Below are 21023 nucleotides of genomic sequence, written 5' to 3'. Positions count from 1 at the left end.
GCGCGCGGATCAGGCCGCGGCGCGCGTCCGCTCGGCGAGAAAATCGACCAGGGAATCGCCGGACATCGGCCGTGAGATGTGGTAGCCCTGCGCCGTGTCGCAGCCCATCTCGCTTAATAGCTGGAGGCAGGCGGCGTCCTCCACCCCTTCGGCGACGACCTTCATGCCGAGCTCGTGGGCGAGGGCCACGGTCGAGCGCACCATGATGGCGTTGCGCGTATCGGTGCCGATCGTCTGGACGAAGCTCTTGTCGATCTTGAGCTCGGTGGCGGGGAGCGTCTGCAGATAGCCAAGCGAGGACTGGCCCGTGCCGTAATCGTCGATCGAGATGCTGACGCCGAGCGCGCGCCAGCTCTCCAGCGCGGCGATCGCCTTTTCTGGGCTGTTCATGGCGGCCGATTCCGTCACTTCGATGGTCACGCGATGGGTGGGAACGCCGCTGCCCCGCAGCATCTGGCCGACATATTCGATGAATTCGTGGTCGGCGAGCAGGGTCGCCGAAACGTTCACCGCAACCCCCAGGGGATGGCCGGCGCGCTCCCAGTGGAGGGCATCCTCCAGCGCCTGATGCAGGACATGGGCGGTGAGATCCCGCGCGCGGCCATGCTGCTCGACCAAAGGGATGAAGCTGTCCGGCGGGATCGGGCCGCGCTGCGGATGGAGCCAGCGCACCAGCGCCTCGGCGCCGACGACCTCGCCGGAGCGGATATCCAGCTTGGGCTGATAGGCGTTCCATAGCTGACCCGAAGCCATGGCGGCGTCGAGCTCGCCGAGCAGCGACAAATGCCAGTTTATCTCGTCGCTGTCCGCATCGAGGAAGCGTTCCCAGCGCACCCCCCTCTGCGACGCATGGAGGGCGGCCAGTGACGCGTTCGCCACCAATTGCTTGGCATCGACCTCCTCGCCCGTCGCCAGCCCGAAGGCGAGCGCCACGTCGATCAGGCGCCCGCACTCGACCGGCGAGCGCATCACCGCCGCCAAAGCGTCGATGCGGTCCTCGAGGCTCTCCTCGTCGCCGGGGCGCTCGATCCAGGCCAGGCTGGCATCGTCGGTGCGGTAGATGTCCGATCCGCCATGGGCGAACGCCAGGCGCTCGGCCACCCGCAGAACGAGCCGCGCCGCGGCGTCGGCGCCGATCCCGGACGCGATCGCCGCGAACCGCTCGATCCGCGCGACGACGATATTGGCGGGTCCGCGGGCGGCCGCGATCTCGAGCGCGGCCAGATTGGGCAGTCCCGTTGCCTCGTCGGTCAGCGCGCGCCGCAGATATTGCTCGCCGAGGAAGCCGGCGGCGCCGAGCAGAGCGGCGGCGCCCAGCGCGGCCAGCGCCGGCGCGACCGGCAGCGTTATGGCGAACGCCGCCTCCGTGACCAGCGGGAGCAGCAGCATGGTGAGGCCGCCGCCCAACAACAGGATGATCCGGGCCGGACGCGAATTCATCCGCGCGACCAGGGCCAGGAGCAAGATGGCGAATGCCAGCGTCCATGAAGGGCTCCAGCGCTCCGGCACCGGCCCGGCGAGCAGGGTTTCCGCCGCGAGCGCCTGGATGACCACCCCGGGGATGACGCCGTGGCGGGGGATGGCGTAGCGGTCGCCCATCTCGACCGCGGTCGCGCCCACCACGATCCGCTTTCCGGCGAGCGCCGCCGCCGATACCTCGCCCCGGATCAGGTCGACGACGCTGTGGCGGGGGATGGTCGCCGGCTCGATGGCGAAGTCGATGGCGAATTGCCGCCCGACCTCGGCCTGCCGTTCCGCCACCATGCTGGCGAGCGAAGGGCGCGGCGTCCCGGCGGTGGCGACGCCGAGCGGCATATGCCGTACATAACCATCGGCGTCGGGGACGACGTTCACGGCGGCGAGGAATGCCTTTCCTTCAAACGGCTTGGCGGGCACATTGTCGATATAGTCTGATGAACCGGCGCCGGCCTGCTGGCGAAATGTCGGCAGGACCACACTGCCGCCCGCACGGCCGAGGGCGGCGGCGAGCAGCGCGTCCTGCGCGGGATCGGATGTCGCGGAAAAATCCACGTCGAAGCTGATCGAGCGCGCCCCCGCCTGGTGGAGTCGGTCGATCGTCGCCGCGTGGATGGAGCGTGGCCACGGCCACCGGTCCAGCGCCGCCAGGCTGCGGGCGTCGATCTCCACGATATGGATGTCGCCGCTCGCGGAATGCGATCGAACTTCGTCCCGCAAGTTCTTCAAAAACTGATCGAACCCCGCTGCGCTACCACTGACGAGAAGCAGCACGCCCAGCAAGCTGGGCACCCAGAAGATGAGCCTCTTGCGCCAGCGCCGGAAGGCGGGGCCAATGCGGGTCAGGTGGGTTTGCATGGGGCCGTGGTCCACCCGCGCGGGACGACCCGGCGGGCGGCTTTGATCTCCTTATCGCGGACTGCGGTCGAGTAGGGGCAAGCGGTCGGTGGCGGCGTCCACCATCCGGCCGGCGCCGTCGAGCAAACCCTCCTCGCCGACGAGCGCATCGAGCCCGGGCAGCGATTCCGGCCTCGGTCCAACCGGAGCACCCGGATCGTCACTGCCGACACCCCCATGGGGCACATCATTCCCACCGGGATTGTCCTCGTCATCTCCGTCGTCATCATTCCCGTGGCCAGCATCGTCGTCGCCGCCATCATCATCGTGATCGTCGTCATCACCGGGCTCGGGTTCAGGCTCAGGCTCAGGCTCAGGCTCGGGCTCGGGTTCTGGCTCGGGCTCAGGCTCAGGCTCCGGCTCTGGTTCCGGCTCGGGTTCTGGCTCGGGCTCGGGCTCGGGTTCCGGCTCCGGCTCCGGCTCAGGCTGAGGTTCCGGTTCCGGCTCCGGCTCGGGCTCGGGCTCGGGTTCCGGCTCAGGCTCAGGTTCTGGCTCAGGTTCCGGCTCGGGTTCCGGCTCGGGCTCAGGTTCAGGCGGCGGGAGCGGTTGCGGCTCTGGCTCCGGTTCGGGTTCGGGCTGCGGACGGTCGGGCTCGCCGGCGATGTCGCGCGCCTGGGTGACGATGTCGGCCGCGGCCAGCTGCAAGGTGGCGTCGCCGCTGAGCAGGCCGTCGGTGATTTCGGACAGGGATTGGGGATTTTCCGAGACCGGGGCGGATATCCGCACGCTTGTGCTCGAGGGTCCGGAATAACCGGCTTCGGCGGGCCTCGGCCTGGCCGTGACACCGCCCGCGGCGGGGCCGCTTTCCGAGCGGATCGTCTTGGTTTCCTCGCCTTGCACGGTGAGCTGGTAAAGATCGCGGGCGCCGATCTGGGCGATCTCGCCGGGAGTGATGAGATCGCTGGCGCCGCCATCGAGCGTGGCGACTTCGACCGCGCCCTCGGTGACCTGGACGGAAGCCCCCTCCTCGCCGACCGTGACGGTGAACGTCGTCCCCTTCACGACCGCCGCGAGATAGGGCGTCTGGACACCGAAATGCGGCGTGCTCTTCTTCTTGATGTTGAAGATCGCCGTGCCGAAATCCTCGATGATCTGCATGATCTTGCTGGGAGCGTCGGCGGCCGGAACGCGGATCTGGGTGCGCGGCGAGATCACGACGAACTCCTCGCCGCGAACGATGACGGCGCGGGCTTTCGCGCCCGTGACGATGGTCGCGCCCGAAGACAGAAGCGCGCCCCTGACGGCCGCTCGGGAATGCCCATTCTGGGTTACGCGAACGTCACCGGCGATCTCGCTGATTTTCCAATCGGCCTCGGCAGCAAGCGCGCCGCCATGCATGGCGAGCAGGACCGGCGCCATGCCCCAAACGATTCTCCGCATAACGTTGCTTCCTCAGACGAGCCGCTCGGAAGCGGCGGTTGAGAGACGTTCTCACGGTGCGGCATAAGCCTGGAGCGCTTGCCAGTAGTCTAAGAGGAGCAGTTAACCGACAGGTAATCCGCTGCATCATAACGAAAAATTATAAGTGGCGGCTTTATGGGCGGCGGAGGAACAGAACGGGCCTCCGCAATGACGCTTAAAGGCATCCGATCAGGACTGGCCGCGCTGGCGTTGCTCTCATTCGGGCAGGCGCCCGCCTTCGCGTCCCAGACGCCCGCCGACCGCGCCGATCCCTCGGTCGTCGAGGACGAATTGCGGCCGGAGGAACTACTGGAACGCCCGTCCAGGGAGCGTCCGGTCGTCCGCAGCGAGGCGCGATCCGAGGTGGCGGTATCCTCTTCCGTCGTCGTCGGCGCGATCCGCATTGAAGGCGCGGAGGCGTTGCCCCCCGCGGCCTTCGCCGCCGTCATATCGGCTTATGCGGGCCGCCTGCTGTCGCCCTCGGACATGCGCACGCTCGCCTCGGATGTCGCCAACGTCGCGCGCGGCGCGGGCTACGGGTTGGCGACGGCCTGGATTCCCCCGCAGCGCGTGTCGAACGGCGTGCTCCGGGTGGTGATCGACGAAGGGCGGATCGATGCGATCGAGGCGGAGGGAAGCGCCGACAGGGTCGCCCGACGCCTGCTGGCGCCTCTCGTCCACGGGCGGCCAGTTCGCACGGCGGAGCTCGAAAGGCGATTGCTGCTGGCGGGAGACGTCGCCGGCGTCTGGGTCGGCAAAGCGCGGCTCGAAAGACGCGACGGCCGCAACATCCTGCATGTGAAGACCCAGCGTGACCATGTGAGCGGCCGGGCCTATCTCGACAATTGGGGATCCTCGACCGTCGGGCCGGTGAACCTCATGCTGGTTGCAGATATAAACGGCGTCGCCGCGGACGATGACCGGCTGACCATCAGCGGCGTCTTGACGCCATTGCAGCCGCGCGAGTTCCAGCTGGTGCGGGCGGGTTATCAAAAGGGGCTCGGCACGAACGGCACGATGATCGGCGTCCAGGCCTATGTCGCCCACTCGCGGCCGGGCGGAGTGCTGTCGGATCGGGATATCGTCGGCGACAGCGTCGAGGGAAGCCTTGGCGTCAGCCATCCTCTGCTCCGCTCTCGCGCGGTGAGCGTCTGGACGGGCATCGAATTCACCGTTCGCGACTCGCAGCAGACCCGACGGGAGCTCACCCTGCGCGAGGACCGGCTCGCGACCCTCACGGCCAGCCTGCTTGCCAATGCCAGGGCCGGCGATGGATATCTGCACGGGCGCGTGGCGCTGGTTCAGGGGACGGGCGCCTTCGATGCGACCCGCGCCGGCGACCTTCGGGCGTCCCGCGCCGACGGCAGCGCGATCTTCACCAAGCTCGAAGCCCGGGCGCGATATGTCCGCCCGCTCGGCGGCCGTTTCAGCCTCCAGCTCGAAGGCGAGGGCCAGATTGCGTCGCGGCCGTTGCTGTCGAGCGAGGAAATGGGCCTGGGCGGCCGCAACTTCCTGCGCAACTACGATTATCGCGAGGCCTCCGGCGACAAGGGCGTCGCCGCCTCCGCGGAAATTCGGTTCGACCTCGCCAAGCTGCCGCGGCCGGTCAAGGCCGCCCAGCTTTACGGCTATGCCGACGCCGGCTCGGTGGGAAATTATCGCGACGGCCGCGGTGGAGCCACCCTCGCCTCGGCCGGTGGCGGCGCGAGACTCTCGCTCGGCACGTTCCAGGCCGGCCTGGAAATCGGCTTCCCGCTCGGCGACAGCCCCTTCTCGCGCGGCAGCCGCGACCCGCGCGTCTCCTTCACCCTCGGCGCGCGCTTCTGAAGACCGCGCCGCGTTGACGCGGCCCGGCTTTACGTTAAGGGAAGGCAATGGCCCTCCCCCCGCTTCTCAGTCGCCTGCGCCTGCCGGTCATCGGCGCGCCGCTGTTCATCGTCTCTTCCCCCGACCTGGTGATCGCCCAGTGCAAGGCCGGCATCGTCGGCTCGTTCCCGGCGCTCAACGCCCGGCCGCAATCGCTGCTCGACGAATGGCTTCACCGCATCACCGAGGAGCTCGCCGCCTGGGACAGGGATCATCCCGAGACCCCCGCCGCGCCGTTCGCGGTCAACCAGATCGTCCACCGCTCCAACAACCGGCTGCACGAAGACATGGCGACCTGCGCCAAATGGAAGGTGCCGATCGTCATCACCTCGCTCGGCGCGGTCGAGGAGGTCAATGCCGGCGTTCACGGCTGGGGCGGGATCACCCTGCACGACATCATCAACGACCGCTTCGCCCGCAAGGCGGTGGAGAAAGGCGCGGATGGGCTGATCGCGGTCGCGGCCGGAGCCGGCGGCCATGCCGGGCGGTTGTCGCCCTTCGCGCTCGTCCAGGAGATACGAGACTGGTTCGACGGGCCGCTTATCCTCTCCGGCGCCATCGCGACGGGCGCCGCCATCCTCTCCGCACAGGCGATGGGCGCCGATCTCGCTTATATCGGCTCGCCTTTCATCGCGACTGAAGAAGCCAATGCAAGTATCGAATATAAGTCTGGAATTACAGACGGGCGTGCCTCCGATATCGTCTATTCGAGCCTCTTCACCGGCGTCCACGGCAATTATCTGCGCGGATCGATCGTGAGCGCCGGGCTCGACCCCGACAATCTGCCGGAGGGCGATCTCAAGACGATGGATTTCGGCTCCGCCGGCGGGAGCAAGGCCTGGCGGGACATCTGGGGCTCGGGGCAAGGCATCGGCGCGATCGACCGGGTCCGGCCCGCCGCCGACTATGTCGCCCTCCTCATCTCGCAATATGCCGAGGCGAGGTCGCGCCTCCTTTCGAGCTAGACGGCGATCGATTCCAGGGCTTTCCGCCAGGCTTCGGGCAGGGGCGTGGGTCTCCGGCTCTGGCGGTCGACGTAGACATGGACGAACCGCCCCGCCGCCGACGCTTCATCCGCATTCTTTGAGAATGCGCCCAAGGCATAGGAAACGCTTGTCTTTCCTATCCTCTCCACGGCCAGTCCGATATCCACGCGCTGGGGAAATGAAAGCGGGCTGGCGTAGCGGCAGCCGGTCTCGACGACGAGGCCGATCAGGTCCCCCCGATCGATGTCGAGCAGCCCCGCCTCGATCAGCCAGGCGTTCACCGCCGTGTCGAACCAGCCATAATAGACGATATTGTTGATGTGGCCGTAAATGTCGTTGTCCGACCAGCGCGTGCCAATCTCCCGCCAGGCGCGGTAATGAGCGCGACCGTTCAGCGCCTCGCGGTTCACAGCGCCGCCTCGTAGAGCCGGCGGGCGTCCGCCTCGGTGATCGGGCAGGGATTGTTCACCAGCAATCTTTCCTGTTTCATCGCTTCGCGCGCCAGCAGATCGAGATGGTGCGGCGACACGCCGACATCGCGGAGGCGCTGCGGCAGGCCGGCGTCGAGCGACAATTGCCGCAGCCTCTCGACGAATGCGCGCGCCCGCGCCTGCGTCCCCAGATCGGCCAGCTTCGGGTCGAGCAAGGCGCCGAGTTCGGCATATGACGTCATGGCTTCATGCATGTTGTGGCCGAGGACATGGGGCAGCATGAGCGCATTGGAGAGGCCGTGCGGCACGTGGAAATGTCCGCCCAACGGATAAGCGAGCGCGTGGACGCCGGCCACCGGCGCGTTGGCGAAGGCGATTCCGGCGAAATGGGCCCCGAGCAGCATGGCCTCGCGCGCGGCAACATCCTGCGGCGCGTCGCAAGCCTTGCCCAGATTGGCCGCGAGCAGCCGCAGCGCCTCGCGCGCCAGCATGTCCGACACCGGATTCTTCCTGTGCGCAGACGTATAGGCCTCGATCGCATGCACCATGGCGTCGATTCCGGTCGCCGCCGTGACGGCGCGCGGCAGGCCGAGGGTGAGGTCGGGATCGAGTATTGCCCAGTCGGCGACCAAGGCGGCGCTGCTCACCCCCTTCTTCTCGGCGCCCCCGACCGTGACGATCGCGACCGGTGTCGCTTCCGACCCGGTGCCGGCGGTGGTCGGCACGAGCGCGAGCGGCAGGCGCGCGCCCGCCGCCTTGCCGACGCCCCAAAGCGTGTCCAGATCGTCGCCGCTACCGATCAGATAGGCGGCGAGCTTGGCGACATCCATCGGGCTGCCGCCTCCGAATCCGACGACGGAAGCGCATCCCCGCCTTATCCCGGCCACCACCGCCGCCATCACGGTATCGCGGGAAGGATCCTGTTCGACGCCATCGAATATGGCTGGAACCACGCCCGCCTCTTCGAGCGAGCCGAGCGCCCCATCGGCAAGGCCGAGTTCCAGGATCCGAGAGTCGGTGACGAACAGGCAGGGACCGGCGGGAAGCAGCTCCCCCAGTCGCGCGGCGGACCCGGCGCCGGCGATCAGTCTGGGGCCGTAGCTGAATTCGAACCGCTTCATGGTGGAGGATGCTAGCGCCGCCGGGGACCGGCAAGCAATATCAGAGCGAGCGCTCGAGGCGGCTGAGCAGGCTTCGCGCGGGGCTCGGCTGCGGCTCGATGCCGCCGCTTCCCTCGTCGAGGCGCCGGACCCGGGCGTAAAGCTCGCTGCTCGCCTGGACGAGCTGGAGGGCGGCGCCGGGAAGCTGCTCCAGCAAAAGGGGGTCGCTGTCGGTCGCGTCGCCCAGGCGCCGCGCGGGCTTGCGCGCCTGGACCGGGGTCAGTTCGCCGGCTTCGACCGCGCGCTGGGTGAGCAGCCAGGCGATGATGTGCATGAGCCGGGTCGTCACCTTGAGCGACTCGCACGAAAAACCGACTCGCACCAACGGATCGAGCGCCATCCGGTCGTCGCGGCCGTTGCGGTCGAAATAAGCGCGCGCCTCGTCGGCGAGCACCATCGCCTCGACATAAAGCGAATCTATCAGCCTGGGCGTCATCCGGCTGCGGGCTTCCTCAATCGCCATTCACCGACTGTGCCACAAGGCGAGGCCGCGGTGAACGGCGAAAGAAGGTAAATTGCCTCAGCTGACCGAGAAGCGGGCGAGCGCCTGGCGGGCGAGCGCCCAGCCGGGCTTCAGTTCCTGCGCCTGCTTGTAATCCTCGTAAGCCGCCGCGTCGCGTCCGGCGAGCTCATGCGCGACCGCGCGGCCGTAATAGCCGACCCAGGGCCGGTGCGGATCGCCGGCGAGGCCCGCGTCGAGCAGCCGCAGCGACTCCTCGATGCCGGCGCCGCTGGCCAGCATGGTGATGCCCTTGTTGATGAGAGCGTCCGGCTGGTTCGGCTCGATCGCCAGCGCCGCGTCGAAATCCTGAAGGGCGCGGTCGAACATGCCCAGCCGGAATTCGACGATGCCGCGATTGACGTGAGTCGCGAGCTGGTCCTGATAGCTGAGCGCCTGGTTTCCGAGCGCCTTGTTGCAGATAGCCAGAGCGTCCGCCTGCGGATCCGAATATTCGGTGGCTTCGGCGGCCAGATAGCAGGCTCGCGCCTGGGGATTGCTGCCCATGATCGTGGTCGACGCGGCGAAAGCGGCGGCGGGCAACGCCAGCGAAGCGCCCAAGAGGATCATAGCCTTGACGTACATTGCGACCTCCTTTGAGAGAGAGTTACAATGTATCACGAAATTGCCGTCCCTCGAAGTCGTTCGGGGCGATTTTCGACGAACGACACGTCCGCTTCTGCGAACGACACGGGTCTCAGGCGATGATGTCGGGGACGAGCTGGTCCTCGAGCTCGCTGATCTCGTCCCTCAGCCGGAGCTTGCGTCGCTTGAGGCGGGCGAGCTGGAGCTGGTCGGAGGAAAGCGTGGCGCGAAGCGCTTCGATCGCGGCGTCAAGATCGCGATGCTCCATCTTCAGCTGCGCCAGCCTGGACGCCGCGGCCGGATCGCCGCCCTCGAGTGCCGTCATGCCTCTCGCTCCCCGCTACTCAAGCTTCATATTCTGGGGTATAGATAGGCCATGAACGGGTCGTCGTACAGGCATGGGCGACCGTCTTATCGGAGGAGACAAACGCCGGAATCGACGTTCTAATCGTTCATACCGACAGCCATGCAGAGGAGATGGGAATGCAGAACGCGCATATGTCCGCACTGGAAACCAAGCATGCTGGTCTCGACGCGCGCATCACCGAAGAGAATCAGCGACCCCATCCGGACATGGCCACGATCTCCCGATTGAAGAAAGAGAAGCTGAGAGTGAAAGAGGCGCTCCAAGGCCTTTAGCGCCCGAGCCGCCTGGAGCGTTTTCGAGCCGGCTGGATCAGCCAGCCGCTCGGAAATCGCAGCTGGAATACCCAGAGCGATTCGACCCTTGTCGAACTGGCCTTAGAGGGGGCGCCGCCTGATCGGCGGCGCCGCCGGCCGGACCACCGGCTTGCGGGCCTTGAGCGGATCGACTTCGACATCGAAGTTGATGCCGATGCGCCCGGATTTGACCCAGGCCACCTTGCCGGACACCGCGCCGATGCCCCGTAACGTGACGACGACCGGGTCGCCGGCGATGGCAACGTCCAGATAATCCGCCATCAGGCCGATCGCCGACAGATTGCGGACCCGCACCGGCGTCAGATCGACCGCCGGATCCTGGACGCGGCGGATGGTGGCGGAAAGGAACAGGCTGTCGCGGCTGGATGCGCGGCGGCTGGCCGCGTCCGCGCTCTTACCCCTGCTAATCTTGGTCTCGATCATGACAGGCACCTTCATGGCCGCCTGCGCGCGGCCAAAGCCCGCCTTAGCGATCAAAGGTCGCGATCGCGTTAACGTCGGCGCGCGACGTCAGTCGTCGCGCGAAACGCGCTCCTGTCGCTCGTGCCGCTCCTGAGCCTCGACCGTCATCGTCGCGATCGGCCGCGCTTCCAGCCGGGCCAGCGAGATCGGCTCGCCGGTCACTTCGCAATAGCCATATTCGCCCTGCTCGATCCGGCGCAGCGCCGCGTCGATCTTGGCGATGAGCTTGCGCTGGCGGTCGCGGGTGCGCAGCTCGATGCCCCAGTCGGTCTCGCTGGAGGCGCGGTCGGTGACGTCCGCCTCGCGGATCGGACCGCTTTTCAGCTGGGCCATCGTATCGCGGGATTCCCGCACGATCGCCTCTTTCCAGTCGAGCAGCTTCCTGCGGAAATAAGCGAGCTGCACGGAATTCATGAACGTTTCGCCGGCGTTCGGCCGGTAGCCTGCGTCGGGCTCCATCGCCAGAGCCGGATTGCGTCGCGGATCGTAAACTTCGCTGAGAGCCGTAGCCATAAACCCCTCCACTCGTTCGGCGCGCGGCCTTTGCGCCGCCCGCAAACCCGATGCCCCGTTCGCTATGTTGCGACTTCGTCGGCACCTGCCCCAGCGCGCCTATAGCTTCGCGACAGGGGAAGCACAAGTCACTCATAATGCGGTTGAAAAAGGCATGGGATTTGCCAGGGAAGCGTGACATTTTTGTCGCCCGCGTGGCGATTGGGGTCCATCCGCGCCGAACGAAACATCCGCGACTCGCATCCCTCCCCGAGTCGAAATCGGCCGATTAACCACGACGATGAAAGAGCTTGGGACAAAAGCGCGTTCACCCCTGATGACAGTCTGTCCCCAGTTGGGACGGAACAAGCCCGAAAGCCCGTTTTGTCCCGTCATCGGCGGTACATCGTGGTTAACGCGCTTGCTCTTCCGCGCTTCTTTGGCATCTCTGTTTCCATAGCTCGACGCGGCTTCCGGTTGATCAGGGTCAACTTACCGGCGGCGGCAGGAGCGCGGAACAGGGTAGATGTCATGTCGGTAAAGATGGCCTTGGCGAAATTGGCGGCCTGCGCTTGCGGCGGGGCAATCATCGGCGGCGGCGCCGTCCACGCGGTCGACAATCCGCCGACCCGTCCCGCGCTCGTCAAGAAGGCGAACGCCAAGACGGTCAAGCGTTCCTACAACACCAAGCGGATCCCGCGGAAGATCGCGAAGGTCGCGAAGACCGAATGCAGGGTGACGCCCGGCAGCACCGTCACCACCCGCACGGTGAGCTACGCGCCCGCGCCCCAGCTTCCAATGCTCCCGCCGGTCGTGATGCCGGGCGGTGGCGGCGGCGGTGGCGCGGCGGTGGTAACCGGCGGCGGTCCGAGCGGCGGCTTCGGCAGCGGCTTCTTCAGCGGCGGCTTCTTCGGAGGCAGCAGCAGCGGCAACGTCATCTTCACGGCGTCGACGAGCACATCCACCGGCGGCAGTTCGACAAGCACGAGCTCGAGCAGCTTCGGCGGCGGGACGAGCACCAGCACCAGTTCGTCGACTTCGAGCAGCACGAGCTCCTCCACGTCGAGCAGCACCAGCTCTTCGACTTCGAGCGGTGGTTCGACCACCACCTCGACCGGCGGCGTGCCGGTGCCGGCACCGCCCATCATCATCCTGTTCGGCGCCGCCGCGGCTGCCCTGGTCGCGCGGAGGAGGCTGGCCCGCTCGGCGGGATAAGCACCCGGAAGTCCGGACAGGAAGAAGGCCGCGCCCGACCCTTCAGGCGCGGCCTTCGCTTGTTTCCGGCAGGACGTCGCTTATTCGGCGGCCTCAGTGGCGGCGCCGGCGGCGGTGTCGGCCGTGACATCGGCCGGAGTGGCGGCCCCGGCCTGGGCCTCGAGCTCGGCGGCCGTCATCGCGATCACCGGGCCGCTCTGGCCCGGGCCGAACGCCGAGACCGGCAGCTGCACGAGGGTGCTGCTGGCGAGCTTCACCGTGGCGAACTGGGCGTCGACCTTCTCGACCGAGCCGACGACACCCCCACTCGTGTCGTGGACCATCGCGCCGACCGTCAGCAGATTGTCGGCGGAGGCCAATGTCTGCTCGACGGCGGCATTCACCTCGGCGCGAGTCATCGCCATGATGTAGCCGTCCTCGACGGCGGTGAAGGAAGCGACCGGCAGGCGAACCTCGTGGCGGTCGGTCTTGAGGATGACGAACTCGCCGTCGACCGAGGTGATCGTGCCGACTTCGCCGCCGGCGGTGTCGGCCACTTTGGCGCCGACGGTCATCGCCGCCTGGGCGGCCGCGGGAGCCGTCTGGGCCAAAGCCGGCTGCGCCAGCGCGGCCGAAGCCAGCATGGCCGCGGAAACGAGAAAAATATTGCGGATGGTCATGATCTCTCCTGAATGGTTGCCTGACCCACTATAAAGCAGTGAGACTGAACAGAAACTGTCTCGCTTTATGGTGGGGAGCGTCGCCGCCTTCAGCCGGCCACGCCCGCAGGCTATTCCGCCCGGATGATTTTTTCAATCTCCTCGACCGGATGGCCGGTCAGATCCTTGGCGATCTCGCCGGCGAGCCTTTTCTCGACCTCCTTGTGATAATGTTTGCGAAGCTCGCCCAATGTGCGCGGCGGCGCCACCACGATCAGCGAATCGAAATCGTTGCGCAGCGCGCGCTGCTTGAGCATCTCCGCGGTCTCGGCGGCGAAGCGGTTCTCCTCGAGCTGGTGGAAATCGGCTTCCTCGAAGGCGCTTCTGGCGCTTCCGACGCTCGAAAAGGCCCGGCCCGGGCCGTCGCTCTTCTGGTCGCGGTCGGGGGGATTATCCTGCTCGCGCTTCCTCTCCACCTCCAGCTTCGGATAGTCCGTGTCTCCCTCGTTGCGGAAGAAAAGCATCTTCTCGCCATCGGCGACGACCACGAAGCTGTTGTGCGGAACCTGCATTTCAATCTCCTTCTGACTTTGCCGGACAACGCCGGAAACGCGCCGATAGTTGCCCGGCCAAAGGCTTGCTTCAGGCCAAGGCGAGGGCCATAGCCTTGGGCCGATGCGGATCCTGCTCACCAACGATGACGGCGTGAACGCGACCGGCCTCAAGGTGCTGGAGAAGATCGCGCGGACCTTTTCCGACGATATCTGGATCGTCGCGCCGACCGAGGAGCAATCGGGCGCCGGCCATTCGCTGACCCTTACCCTGCCGGTGCGGCTTCGCCGTCTCGGCGAGCGCCGCTTCTGCGTCACCGGCACGCCGACGGATTCGGTGATGATGGCGATCGCCCACATCATGAAGGACGATCCGCCCGATCTGGTCCTCTCCGGCGTCAACCGCGGCGCCAATCTGGGCGAGGACGTCACCTATTCGGGCACCGTGTCGGCGGCGATGGAGGGCGCTCTTGCCGGCATCCCTTCGATCGCGCTCAGCCAGAGCTATGCCAGGGAGGGCATGGGCGACACCGTGCCGTTCGCCGCCGCCGAGGCGTGGGCCGAACAGGTGCTGCGCCCGCTGATTTCGACGCCGATGGCGCCGCGCACCCTGGTCAACGTCAACTTCCCCGCTTTGCCCCCGGGCGACGTGAAAGGCGTTCGGGTCGTCCAGCAGGGGCTGCGCGACTATGGCCGGCTGAAGCTCGTCCAGCGGACCGACACGCGCGGCTATGATTATTTCTGGTTCGGCCTCGGCCCGATGATCTCGACGCCCAGCCATTCCACGGATCTGGAGGCCATAGCCGACGGCTATGTGGCGGTGACGCCGTTGCATCTGGATCTCACTCATGGTCCATCGCTGGGCCGGCTGGCGGAACTCTATCCCTGATGCGGCGGCGGCGGCCCAGAGGCCCCGACCGGGTTTCCCTGCGGCGCAGGAGTCGTATTCCGGTCTGGGCGCAGATCGGCTGGCGGGTGCTCCTCATCCTCGGTCTGATCGCCTTCGCCATCGCGGTCCACTGGTTCGATCGCGCCGGCCTCAGGGACAATTTCGACGGCCATGTGAGCTTCAGCGACGTCGTTTATTTCACGATGATCAGCATCACCACGACCGGCTATGGCGACATCGCGCCGGTCACCGACCGCACGCGCATGTTCGACGCGCTGATCGTCACGCCGATCCGCGTCTTCTTCGTGCTGATCTTCATCGGCACCGCTTATCAGTTCATCTTCCGCCGAACATGGGACAAATGGATCATGGCACGCATTCAGGGAAAGCTCAGCGATCACATCGTCGTCGCCGGCTTCGGCACCAGCGGCTCGGAAGCCGTCGACGAGATCATCGCCCGCGGCACCCCGCCGTCGGACCTCGTCGTCATAGACGGGGACTCCGAAGCGCTCGAACGGGCCGAGTCGCTGGGCTGCGCGGTGATGGAGGCAGACGCCACCCGGGACAAGACGCTCCAGGCGGTGCGCATCGAAAGCGCACGCGCGATGATCGTCTCGGCCGGAAGCGACGATACCTCGATCCTGGTGACGCTCACCGCGCGGCACCTCGCTCCATCGATCCCGATCAGTGTCGCGGTGCGCAACGCCGACAACGAGCTGCTGGCGCGGCAGGCGGGGGCGACGACGGTCATCAACCCGGTGAGCTTCGCCGGCCTGCTGCTCGCCGGCTCCACCCACGGCGCGCACATCGCCGACTATCTCGCCGACCTCGCGACCACCCACGGCCGGGTCAAGCTGGCCGAGCGGATGGTCGGGCCCGATCAGCACGGCAAGTCGCTGAAGGAGGTGTCGGAGGGCATAGGCGTCCGCGTCTACCGCGCCGGCAAGCCCTACGGCTTCTGGGAGCCCGAAGTGGACTTGCTCATCCCCGGCGACGTCATCGTCGAGATATTGCCGACATCGGCGGTGGAACGCCAGGCCGGCTGAGCGCCGCGCCGAAGCTCAGACAACCTGCCAATCCGCCTGGTGAAATTGACGGGTGCTCTAGGAAAAAGCCGCTCTTGCCCCTATCTGTGCGCCACTCATGGCCATTCAGCTCCCCTCCCCGCCCAAGGTCGGCATGGTTTCGCTCGGCTGCCCCAAGGCGCTGGTCGATTCCGAACGCATTCTCACCAAGCTGAGGAGCGACGGCTATGCGCTGTCGCCCGATTACGATCAGGCCGACGTGGTGCTGGTCAATACCTGCGGCTTCCTCGATTCGGCCAAGGAGGAGAGCCTGGCCGCGATCGGCGAGGCAATCGCCGAGAACGGGCGCGTCATCGTCACCGGCTGCATGGGCAAGGAAGCGGAGGTGATCCGCGCCCGCTTCCCGGAGGTGCTCGCCGTGACCGGGCCGCATCAATATGAAAGCGTCGTCGGCGCCGTCCACGACGCCGCGCCGATGCCGCCCAACGCTTTCCTCAACCTGGTGCCGGAAGGTGGCCTGAAGCTCACGCCGCGCCATTATTCCTATCTGAAGATCTCCGAGGGCTGCAACCATCGCTGCGCCTTCTGCATCATCCCCAGCCTGCGCGGCGACCTCGTCAGCCGTCGCCCGGACGCGATCCTGCGCGAGGCCGAGAAATTGGTCGCGGCGGGGACGCAGGAATTGCTGGTCATCAGCCAGGACACGTCGGCCTACGGCGTCGACCTCCGCCATGCGAGCTGGCCCTGGAAGGGCGGAGAAGTTCGCGCCCACATGACCGACCTCGCCCGCGAGTTGGGCAAATTGGGCGCCTGGGTGCGCCTCCATTACGTCTATCCCTATCCGCACGTCGACAAGGTGATCCCGCTGATGGCGGAGGGCTTGGTCCTCCCCTATCTCGACATTCCCTTTCAGCACGCGGCGCCGTCGGTGCTGAAGGCGATGAAGCGGCCCGCGAACGAAGCCAAGGTGCTGGAGCGCATCAAAGGCTGGCGCCAGATCGCGCCCGACATCACCATCCGCTCCTCCTTCGTAGTCGGCTTCCCGGGCGAGACCGAGGCGGACTTCCAGTATCTGCTCGACTGGCTCGACGAGGCCCAACTCGATCGCGTCGGGGCGTTCCGCTTTGAGCCGGTCGAGGGAGCCGCCGCCAACGATCTTCCCGGGGCGGTGCCGGAGGAAGTCAAGGAAGAGCGCTATGCGCGTCTGATGGAAAGGACGGCCGCCATCTCCGCCGCCAAGCTGCGGGCCAAGATCGGCCGGACTTTGGACGTCATCATCGACCTCGCCGACGGCGAAGGCGGCGCGACGGGCCGCTCCAAGGCCGACGCACCCGAGATCGACGGCGAAGTCCACCTTCGCGATGCGACGCACCTCAAGCAGGGTGACATCGTCTCCGTCCTCGTCGAAGATGCGGACGAACACGACCTCTTCGGAGTCCCCATCGCCGCATGACCGACCTGAACGCGCTCCTGAAACCCGACCAGGGCCAGCCCGCCACTCCTCTCCACCTCGTCGACAAGACCATCTTCGACGAATGGCTGAATGGCCAGCCGGAGCGGGCCCGCCAGGCTGTCGGCGCGCAGGGGTTCAAGGCGGACGGTTATCAATTCGCCACGCTTCCCGGCGAGAAGCCGGGCGAATGGTCCGCCGTGCTCGGCGTCGCCAATGTCGCCGATCCCAGCGTCTGGTGTCTCTCCAAGGCCGCCGACCTGTTGCCGGAGGGCACCTACCGCGTCGCCGGCGGCGGCCCCGGTCCGGCCGTGCTGGGCTGGCTGCTCGGCCAGTACCGGTTCGACCGGTACAAAAGGGAGCCGTCGAGGAAGGGACCACGAACCCTCCTCACCGACGATCCGGCGCGGATCGAGGAGGCGGTGCTGCTGGCGGAAGCGACGTACCTGGTTCGCGACCTCGTCAACCTGCCCGCGGGCGATCTCGGCCCCGCCGAGCTCCAGAAGGCGGCGGAAGATGTCGCATCCGAATGCGGCGCGACCGTCACGGTCACATCGGGCGCCGCGCTTTCGTCGGGATATCCGATGATCCACGCCGTCGGCGCCGCCGCGACCGCCGACCGCGCGCCGCGGCTGATCGAGCTCGAATGGGGAGACCCCAAGAACCCGCGCCTCGCCATCGTCGGGAAGGGTGTGGTGTTCGATTCGGGCGGCCTCGACATCAAACCCGCCGCCGGCATGCGCCTGATGAAGAAGGATATGGGCGGCGCGGCCCACGCGCTCGCGCTCGCGCGGCTGGTCATGAGGAGCCGCCTCCCTGTCCGGCTGCATCTCCTCATCCCCGCCGTCGAGAACGCCATCTCCGGCGCGGCCTTCCGCCCCGGCGACATATTGAAGAGCCGCAAGGGCCTCAGCGTGGAGATCGGCAATACCGACGCCGAAGGCCGGCTCATCCTCGGCGATGCCCTTACCAAGGCGGCGGAAGCGACGCCCGAGCTGATCCTGGACTTCGCGACCCTGACCGGCGCCGCGCGGGTAGCGCTCGGCCCGGATCTCCCTGCCTTGTTCGCCAACCGCGACGAACTGGCCGACGCGCTTCTGGATGCCGGGACAACGGTCTCCGACCCGGTCTGGCGGATGCCGCTGTGGAAGCATTATGAGGAGATGTTCTCGTCCGACGTCGCCGATCTTGGCAATGCCGCCGACAGCCCGATGGCAGGGGCGGTGACGGCGGCCCTGTTCCTCCAGAAGTTCGTGCCCGAAAATATCGCCTGGGCGCATTTCGACACCTTCGCCTGGCGGCCCGCCGCCAAGCCCGGCCGGCCCAAGGGCGGCGACGCTTTGGGTCTGCGAGCGGCCTGGCATATGCTCGGCGAACGCTATCGGCGCTGAGACGGGTTCACCTGTCTTTGCGTCGAAATTCCGGGTGGTTAACGAAACGATTTGCCGTCTGACTGGTTATAGCTCCGTAACGTGACCCGCGCGAAATCGGAGAAACATCGTGTCAGAACGCGCGCTCAAGAACTGGATGCAGACATTGATCGCCTATGTGCGGTCAGGACAGCCCGACCTGACCAACCGCCAGATGGCGCTGATGTTGCTGGTTTATCTCACTCCCGGGCCGCATACTGTCCGTGGCCTGGCGCACATATTGGGCGTCTCGAAACCGGTCATCACGCGCGCCTTGAATACTTTGGGCTCGCTCGGCTATCTGCGGCGGGTCCGCGACGAGGCGGATCGACGGAACGTCTTCGTCGCCAAGACCAGCACAGGACAGGATTTCCTTGACGGGTTCGAACGAAATATCGAGCAGGACGGCGGGTCCCGCCGTTCCGGCAAGGAACGAGGCTTCATCCTCCAGCACAGCTGAGCGCTTCACCTTAAGCGGCCCCTCGATCATCCTCGACGAGCGGGTGCATGCCTATCGCCGCGACATCGCCGACATCGCTTTGGCCGGCCAGCTTTTCGCTCCCCATTATGCACGGCCGTTCTTGCGCTGCTGCGGGTCGCGCGCTGCCTTTGTCTATCCGGTTCCCTCCGCGGACGGACAGCCCTCATCCGAGCTTCTGCCCGGCGAAGGCTTCGCCGTCCTCGAAATCTCGGGCCACTGGGCCTGGGGCTATTGCCGCGCCGATCATTATGTCGGCTATGTCGAGGCGATCGCCCTCGTCGAACCGCTGGCGCCCACCCATATCGTCGCCGCGGCCACCGCGCCGATCCTGCCCGAAGCCGACATCCACGCGCCGGCTATCGCCCATCTGCCGATGGGCTCCCGTCTTTCCGGTCACGAAAACCACGGCTTCGTCGCCACCGACAGCGGCTTCCTCCCCTACACCCAGGTCCGCGAGCTCGATGCCTGGGAGCATGATCCGGTCCATGTCGCCGAGCGGCTCCTCGGCGCACCCTATCTCCTCGGCGGCCGCAGCGTTCACGGCATCGATTGCTCCGGCCTCGTCCAGCTCTCGCTCGGCCTGTGCGGTGTCCATGCGCCGCGCGACAGCGACCAGCAGCGCGCGCTCGGCGAAAGGCTCCCCGACCAGGCCGGCCTCGTGCGCGGCGACCTCATCTTCTTCGAGGGCCATGTCGGGATGATGGCCAACGAGGCCGACCTGATCCACGCCACCGCTTTTTCCGGCAATGTAACGGTGGAGCCACTCTCCGCGGTCGCGATCCGCAGCCCCGTAGCGGAGCGACGGCGCCTGCGCTGAGCACGGATTGCATATCGGCTCCGAAACGAGCATCCTCCCGAGGTTGACGTGGGGAGATCGAACATGAACGAAGCTGCAATCGCACGGCCGCCGGTCTGGTTCCGTATCCTGGCCATCCTCGCTTTGCTCTGGGAGCTGTTCGGAGTTTCCACCTATCTGATGCATGTCGGCATCCTGCCAAGCGACCCTGGCGGGATGAGCGAAGTCGAGCGCAGTCTCTCGGGCAGCATGCCGATCTGGGCGACGGCGGCCTACGCGGTCGCGGTTTTCGCCGGGGCCGTCGGCGCGCTGGGCCTGCTGCTGGGCAAGGCCTGGGCCCGGCCGCTGCTAATCCTCTCGCTGATCGGAATCGTCGTTCAATTCACCTGGTGGCTGCTGCTCAGCGGAGCGATGGACGCGATCGGCGGTTCGGCCGCGATCATGCCGATCATCGTCATCCTCGTCGGGGCCGCGCTCGTCTGGCTCGCCAATATCGGCGTCAGGCGCGGCTGGCTCGGCTAGGGCATGATGAGTTTGGATTGCACCATCTCGTCATGCTGAACTTGTTTCAGCATCCATATCCGAGGCACATGACGGGTCGGTAGGTGGACCCTGAAACAAGTTCAGGGTGACGATTCCATGTAACCGCATCCCGCACTAGGCCCTACATCTCGCCGCGGGCGCGGCGGATGGAATACCATTTGCGGACGTTGGCATTGTGTTCGGCCAGCGTGGTCGCGAAGATATGCCCGCCGGTGCCGTCGGCCACGAAGTAGAGCGCATCCGTCCGCTCCGGGTTCAGCACGGCGGCGATCGATTGTCGTCCTGGATTGGCGATCGGTCCGTCGGGAAGGCCCGCCCGCGCATAAGTGTTGTAGCCATTGTCGGCTTGCAGCTCCGATCGCAGGATGCGGCGGCCGAGCGGCTTGCCCCGGGTGATCGGATAGATGACGGTGGGATCGGCATCGAGCTTCATGCCCTGCCTCAGCCGGTTGGAATAGACGCCGGCGACCATGCGGCGCTCGGAAGGCTTGCCGGTCTCCTTCTCGACGATCGAGGCGAGGATGATCGCGTCGCGCTTGCTGGAAACGGCAGAATGCGGCTGCCGCTTCGCCCACAGGGCGTCCAGCTCCCTCGTCATCGCTTGCTGCATGCGCTTCACCACCGCGGCGCGGCTCTCGCCCCGCCGATAGCTGTAGCTGTCGGGAAGGATGGAGCCTTCTTCCGGAACGGATATCGTCCCGGTCAGCAGCGGCACCGCCATCAGCCGTTCATGGACGAGGATCGACGGCATACCTTCCGGTATCGTCACCAGCCGCTGCACGGGCCGGCCATGCTGAAGGAGGTCGAGCACGGCGGCGGCGCTCGTCCCCTCGGGGATCAGGAACTCGCCGGCCTGGATCGGATCGTCCGACGCGAACAGCCGCGCCATGCCCAGGAACGTCCTGGCGTTGCCCGGTATCACGCCCATCGTATCGAGCTCATCGGCCACGTCGGCGAGGCTGGCACCCTCCTCGACGATCACGGTGTGCGGGCCTTCCGCCGGGCCGGCGCTGGCCCAGAGCGCCCAATAGCTGCCGAGGGCGAGCAAGGCGGCCGCTCCGACCAGGATCAGCAGCCATCGCTTCATCGC

At 66.8% G+C, this 21023-nt stretch carries 24 protein-coding genes; 10 read left to right on the top strand and 14 right to left on the bottom strand.

Annotated features, from left to right (window positions below):
* Nucleotides 1–9: 9 nt before the first annotated feature.
* Together ACFQRC_RS00400 and ACFQRC_RS00395 are read right to left on the bottom strand one after the other, a co-directional pair.
* The gene (locus tag ACFQRC_RS00400) at nt 10–2334 is read right to left on the bottom strand and encodes an EAL domain-containing protein (protein WP_379956604.1); all 2325 of its coding nucleotides are present in this window, start codon (nt 2332–2334) and stop codon (nt 10–12) included.
* A gap of 51 nt (nt 2335–2385) precedes the next feature.
* Nucleotides 2386–3753, bottom strand: coding sequence for a FecR domain-containing protein (locus ACFQRC_RS00395; RefSeq protein ID WP_379956602.1), 1368 nt, complete (start codon nt 3751–3753; stop codon nt 2386–2388).
* A 189-nt stretch (nt 3754–3942) separates the two neighbouring features.
* On the opposite strand from ACFQRC_RS00395, the gene ACFQRC_RS00390 reads away from it, so the two are divergent.
* Together ACFQRC_RS00390 and ACFQRC_RS00385 are read left to right on the top strand one after the other, a co-directional pair.
* Nucleotides 3943–5601 (top strand): ShlB/FhaC/HecB family hemolysin secretion/activation protein, encoded by a 1659-nt coding sequence (locus ACFQRC_RS00390; protein WP_379956600.1) that lies wholly within the window; start codon nt 3943–3945, stop codon nt 5599–5601.
* Nucleotides 5602–5648: 47 nt separating this feature from the next.
* Entirely contained in the window at nt 5649–6605 is a 957-nt protein-coding gene (locus tag ACFQRC_RS00385; protein WP_379956598.1) for an NAD(P)H-dependent flavin oxidoreductase, read from the top strand.
* Here ACFQRC_RS00385 and ACFQRC_RS00380 read toward each other — a convergent pair.
* From ACFQRC_RS00380 to ACFQRC_RS00360, 5 genes are all read right to left on the bottom strand, one after another.
* The gene (locus tag ACFQRC_RS00380) at nt 6602–7036 is read right to left on the bottom strand and encodes an acyl-CoA thioesterase (protein WP_379956596.1); all 435 of its coding nucleotides are present in this window, start codon (nt 7034–7036) and stop codon (nt 6602–6604) included. The two genes, ACFQRC_RS00385 and ACFQRC_RS00380, sit on opposite strands and share 4 nt — an antisense overlap.
* The gene (locus ACFQRC_RS00375; RefSeq protein WP_379956594.1) at nt 7033–8178 is read right to left on the bottom strand and encodes an iron-containing alcohol dehydrogenase; all 1146 of its coding nucleotides are present in this window, start codon (nt 8176–8178) and stop codon (nt 7033–7035) included. Before ACFQRC_RS00375 ends, ACFQRC_RS00380 begins: the two co-directional genes overlap by 4 nt.
* A 40-nt stretch (nt 8179–8218) precedes the next feature.
* On the bottom strand, nt 8219–8653 hold the full coding sequence (locus ACFQRC_RS00370; protein ID WP_379956592.1) for a DUF1465 family protein: 435 nt from the start codon (nt 8651–8653) through the stop codon (nt 8219–8221).
* Between the two features lie 84 nt (nt 8654–8737).
* Nucleotides 8738–9301, bottom strand: a complete 564-nt coding sequence (locus ACFQRC_RS00365; protein ID WP_379956590.1) for a tetratricopeptide repeat protein — start codon at nt 9299–9301, stop codon at nt 8738–8740.
* Nucleotides 9302–9413: 112 nt separating this feature from the next.
* Nucleotides 9414–9626 (bottom strand): YdcH family protein, encoded by a 213-nt coding sequence (locus ACFQRC_RS00360; RefSeq protein ID WP_379956588.1) that lies wholly within the window; start codon nt 9624–9626, stop codon nt 9414–9416.
* Between the two features lie 158 nt (nt 9627–9784).
* On the opposite strand from ACFQRC_RS00360, the gene ACFQRC_RS00355 reads away from it, so the two are divergent.
* Complete coding sequence (locus tag ACFQRC_RS00355; protein WP_379956586.1) at nt 9785–9940, top strand: YdcH family protein; 156 nt, start codon at nt 9785–9787, stop codon at nt 9938–9940.
* A gap of 102 nt (nt 9941–10042) precedes the next feature.
* Here ACFQRC_RS00355 and ACFQRC_RS00350 read toward each other — a convergent pair whose 3' ends face one another.
* The 6 genes from ACFQRC_RS00350 to ACFQRC_RS00325 all read right to left on the bottom strand — a co-directional run bounded on the left by ACFQRC_RS00350 (nt 10043) and on the right by ACFQRC_RS00325 (nt 13361).
* On the bottom strand, nt 10043–10405 hold the full coding sequence (locus tag ACFQRC_RS00350; RefSeq protein ID WP_379956584.1) for a hypothetical protein: 363 nt from the start codon (nt 10403–10405) through the stop codon (nt 10043–10045).
* Nucleotides 10406–10492: 87 nt separating this feature from the next.
* A complete protein-coding gene (gene dksA / locus ACFQRC_RS00345; RefSeq protein ID WP_379960365.1) occupies nt 10493–10903 on the bottom strand; it encodes an RNA polymerase-binding protein DksA in 411 nt (136 codons plus the stop codon).
* 425 nt (nt 10904–11328) lie between these two features.
* Nucleotides 11329–11598 carry a hypothetical protein gene (locus ACFQRC_RS00340; protein ID WP_379956582.1) on the bottom strand — a complete coding sequence of 90 codons (270 nt, stop codon included), beginning with the start codon at nt 11596–11598 and terminating at the stop codon, nt 11329–11331.
* 111 nt (nt 11599–11709) lie between these two features.
* Entirely contained in the window at nt 11710–12087 is a 378-nt protein-coding gene (locus tag ACFQRC_RS00335; RefSeq protein WP_379956580.1) for a hypothetical protein, read from the bottom strand.
* A 144-nt stretch (nt 12088–12231) separates the two neighbouring features.
* The gene (locus ACFQRC_RS00330; RefSeq protein WP_379956578.1) at nt 12232–12810 is read right to left on the bottom strand and encodes a hypothetical protein; all 579 of its coding nucleotides are present in this window, start codon (nt 12808–12810) and stop codon (nt 12232–12234) included.
* A gap of 110 nt (nt 12811–12920) precedes the next feature.
* The gene (locus tag ACFQRC_RS00325; protein WP_379956576.1) at nt 12921–13361 is read right to left on the bottom strand and encodes a host attachment family protein; all 441 of its coding nucleotides are present in this window, start codon (nt 13359–13361) and stop codon (nt 12921–12923) included.
* 103 nt (nt 13362–13464) lie between these two features.
* Between ACFQRC_RS00325 and surE the strand changes: the two genes are divergently transcribed.
* The 7 genes from surE to ACFQRC_RS00290 all read left to right on the top strand — a co-directional run bounded on the left by surE (nt 13465) and on the right by ACFQRC_RS00290 (nt 19912).
* Nucleotides 13465–14229 carry a 5'/3'-nucleotidase SurE gene (gene surE, locus ACFQRC_RS00320; RefSeq protein ID WP_379956574.1) on the top strand — a complete coding sequence of 255 codons (765 nt, stop codon included), beginning with the start codon at nt 13465–13467 and terminating at the stop codon, nt 14227–14229.
* A complete protein-coding gene (locus tag ACFQRC_RS00315; protein WP_379956572.1) occupies nt 14229–15275 on the top strand; it encodes a potassium channel family protein in 1047 nt (348 codons plus the stop codon). Before surE ends, ACFQRC_RS00315 begins: the two co-directional genes overlap by 1 nt.
* Nucleotides 15276–15378: 103 nt before the next feature.
* Nucleotides 15379–16707: a 30S ribosomal protein S12 methylthiotransferase RimO gene (gene rimO, locus ACFQRC_RS00310; RefSeq protein WP_379960363.1), complete on the top strand. Its 1329-nt coding sequence runs from the start codon at nt 15379–15381 to the stop codon at nt 16705–16707.
* Entirely contained in the window at nt 16704–18095 is a 1392-nt protein-coding gene (locus tag ACFQRC_RS00305) for a leucyl aminopeptidase family protein (protein WP_379956570.1), read from the top strand. Before rimO ends, ACFQRC_RS00305 begins: the two co-directional genes overlap by 4 nt.
* A gap of 136 nt (nt 18096–18231) precedes the next feature.
* Nucleotides 18232–18573, top strand: a complete 342-nt coding sequence (locus ACFQRC_RS00300) for a MarR family winged helix-turn-helix transcriptional regulator (protein WP_379960361.1) — start codon at nt 18232–18234, stop codon at nt 18571–18573.
* Between the two features lie 43 nt (nt 18574–18616).
* Nucleotides 18617–19411, top strand: a complete 795-nt coding sequence (locus tag ACFQRC_RS00295) for a C40 family peptidase (RefSeq protein ID WP_379956568.1) — start codon at nt 18617–18619, stop codon at nt 19409–19411.
* A gap of 63 nt (nt 19412–19474) precedes the next feature.
* Complete coding sequence (locus ACFQRC_RS00290) at nt 19475–19912, top strand: hypothetical protein (protein WP_379956566.1); 438 nt, start codon at nt 19475–19477, stop codon at nt 19910–19912.
* A gap of 142 nt (nt 19913–20054) precedes the next feature.
* Here ACFQRC_RS00290 and mltG read toward each other — a convergent pair whose 3' ends face one another.
* Nucleotides 20055–21020, bottom strand: coding sequence for an endolytic transglycosylase MltG (gene mltG, locus ACFQRC_RS00285; protein ID WP_379956564.1), 966 nt, complete (start codon nt 21018–21020; stop codon nt 20055–20057).
* Nucleotides 21021–21023: the final 3 nt, after the last annotated feature.

Source organism: Enterovirga sp. GCM10030262 (genome assembly GCF_042666435.1).
Classification (GTDB): Bacteria; Pseudomonadota; Alphaproteobacteria; order Sphingomonadales; family Sphingomonadaceae; genus Allosphingosinicella.
The sequence above is the reverse complement of the archived record's forward strand: the minus strand, read 5'-3'. Positions and strand labels throughout refer to the sequence as shown.

Excerpts from the sequence above, each read along its gene's own strand:
- ACFQRC_RS00400 (WP_379956604.1), bottom strand. The coding sequence starts at position 2,334 with ATGCAAACCCACCTGACCCGCATTGGCCCCGCCTTCCGGCGCTGGCGC.
- ACFQRC_RS00395 (WP_379956602.1), bottom strand. The coding sequence starts at position 3,753 with ATGCGGAGAATCGTTTGGGGCATGGCGCCGGTCCTGCTCGCCATGCAT.
- ACFQRC_RS00390 (WP_379956600.1), top strand. The coding sequence starts at position 3,943 with ATGACGCTTAAAGGCATCCGATCAGGACTGGCCGCGCTGGCGTTGCTC.
- ACFQRC_RS00385 (WP_379956598.1), top strand. The coding sequence starts at position 5,649 with ATGGCCCTCCCCCCGCTTCTCAGTCGCCTGCGCCTGCCGGTCATCGGC.
- ACFQRC_RS00375 (WP_379956594.1), bottom strand. The coding sequence starts at position 8,178 with ATGAAGCGGTTCGAATTCAGCTACGGCCCCAGACTGATCGCCGGCGCC.
- ACFQRC_RS00370 (WP_379956592.1), bottom strand. The coding sequence starts at position 8,653 with ATGACGCCCAGGCTGATAGATTCGCTTTATGTCGAGGCGATGGTGCTC.
- ACFQRC_RS00365 (WP_379956590.1), bottom strand. The coding sequence starts at position 9,301 with ATGTACGTCAAGGCTATGATCCTCTTGGGCGCTTCGCTGGCGTTGCCC.
- ACFQRC_RS00360 (WP_379956588.1), bottom strand. The coding sequence starts at position 9,626 with ATGACGGCACTCGAGGGCGGCGATCCGGCCGCGGCGTCCAGGCTGGCG.
- ACFQRC_RS00355 (WP_379956586.1), top strand. The coding sequence starts at position 9,785 with ATGCAGAACGCGCATATGTCCGCACTGGAAACCAAGCATGCTGGTCTC.
- ACFQRC_RS00350 (WP_379956584.1), bottom strand. The coding sequence starts at position 10,405 with ATGATCGAGACCAAGATTAGCAGGGGTAAGAGCGCGGACGCGGCCAGC.
- dksA (WP_379960365.1), bottom strand. The coding sequence starts at position 10,903 with ATGGAGCCCGACGCAGGCTACCGGCCGAACGCCGGCGAAACGTTCATG.
- ACFQRC_RS00335 (WP_379956580.1), bottom strand. The coding sequence starts at position 12,087 with ATGATGATGGGCGGTGCCGGCACCGGCACGCCGCCGGTCGAGGTGGTG.
- ACFQRC_RS00330 (WP_379956578.1), bottom strand. The coding sequence starts at position 12,810 with ATGACCATCCGCAATATTTTTCTCGTTTCCGCGGCCATGCTGGCTTCG.
- ACFQRC_RS00325 (WP_379956576.1), bottom strand. The coding sequence starts at position 13,361 with ATGCAGGTTCCGCACAACAGCTTCGTGGTCGTCGCCGATGGCGAGAAG.
- surE (WP_379956574.1), top strand. The coding sequence starts at position 13,465 with ATGCGGATCCTGCTCACCAACGATGACGGCGTGAACGCGACCGGCCTC.
- ACFQRC_RS00315 (WP_379956572.1), top strand. The coding sequence starts at position 14,229 with ATGCGGCGGCGGCGGCCCAGAGGCCCCGACCGGGTTTCCCTGCGGCGC.
- ACFQRC_RS00305 (WP_379956570.1), top strand. The coding sequence starts at position 16,704 with ATGACCGACCTGAACGCGCTCCTGAAACCCGACCAGGGCCAGCCCGCC.
- ACFQRC_RS00300 (WP_379960361.1), top strand. The coding sequence starts at position 18,232 with ATGCAGACATTGATCGCCTATGTGCGGTCAGGACAGCCCGACCTGACC.
- ACFQRC_RS00290 (WP_379956566.1), top strand. The coding sequence starts at position 19,475 with ATGAACGAAGCTGCAATCGCACGGCCGCCGGTCTGGTTCCGTATCCTG.
- mltG (WP_379956564.1), bottom strand. The coding sequence starts at position 21,020 with ATGAAGCGATGGCTGCTGATCCTGGTCGGAGCGGCCGCCTTGCTCGCC.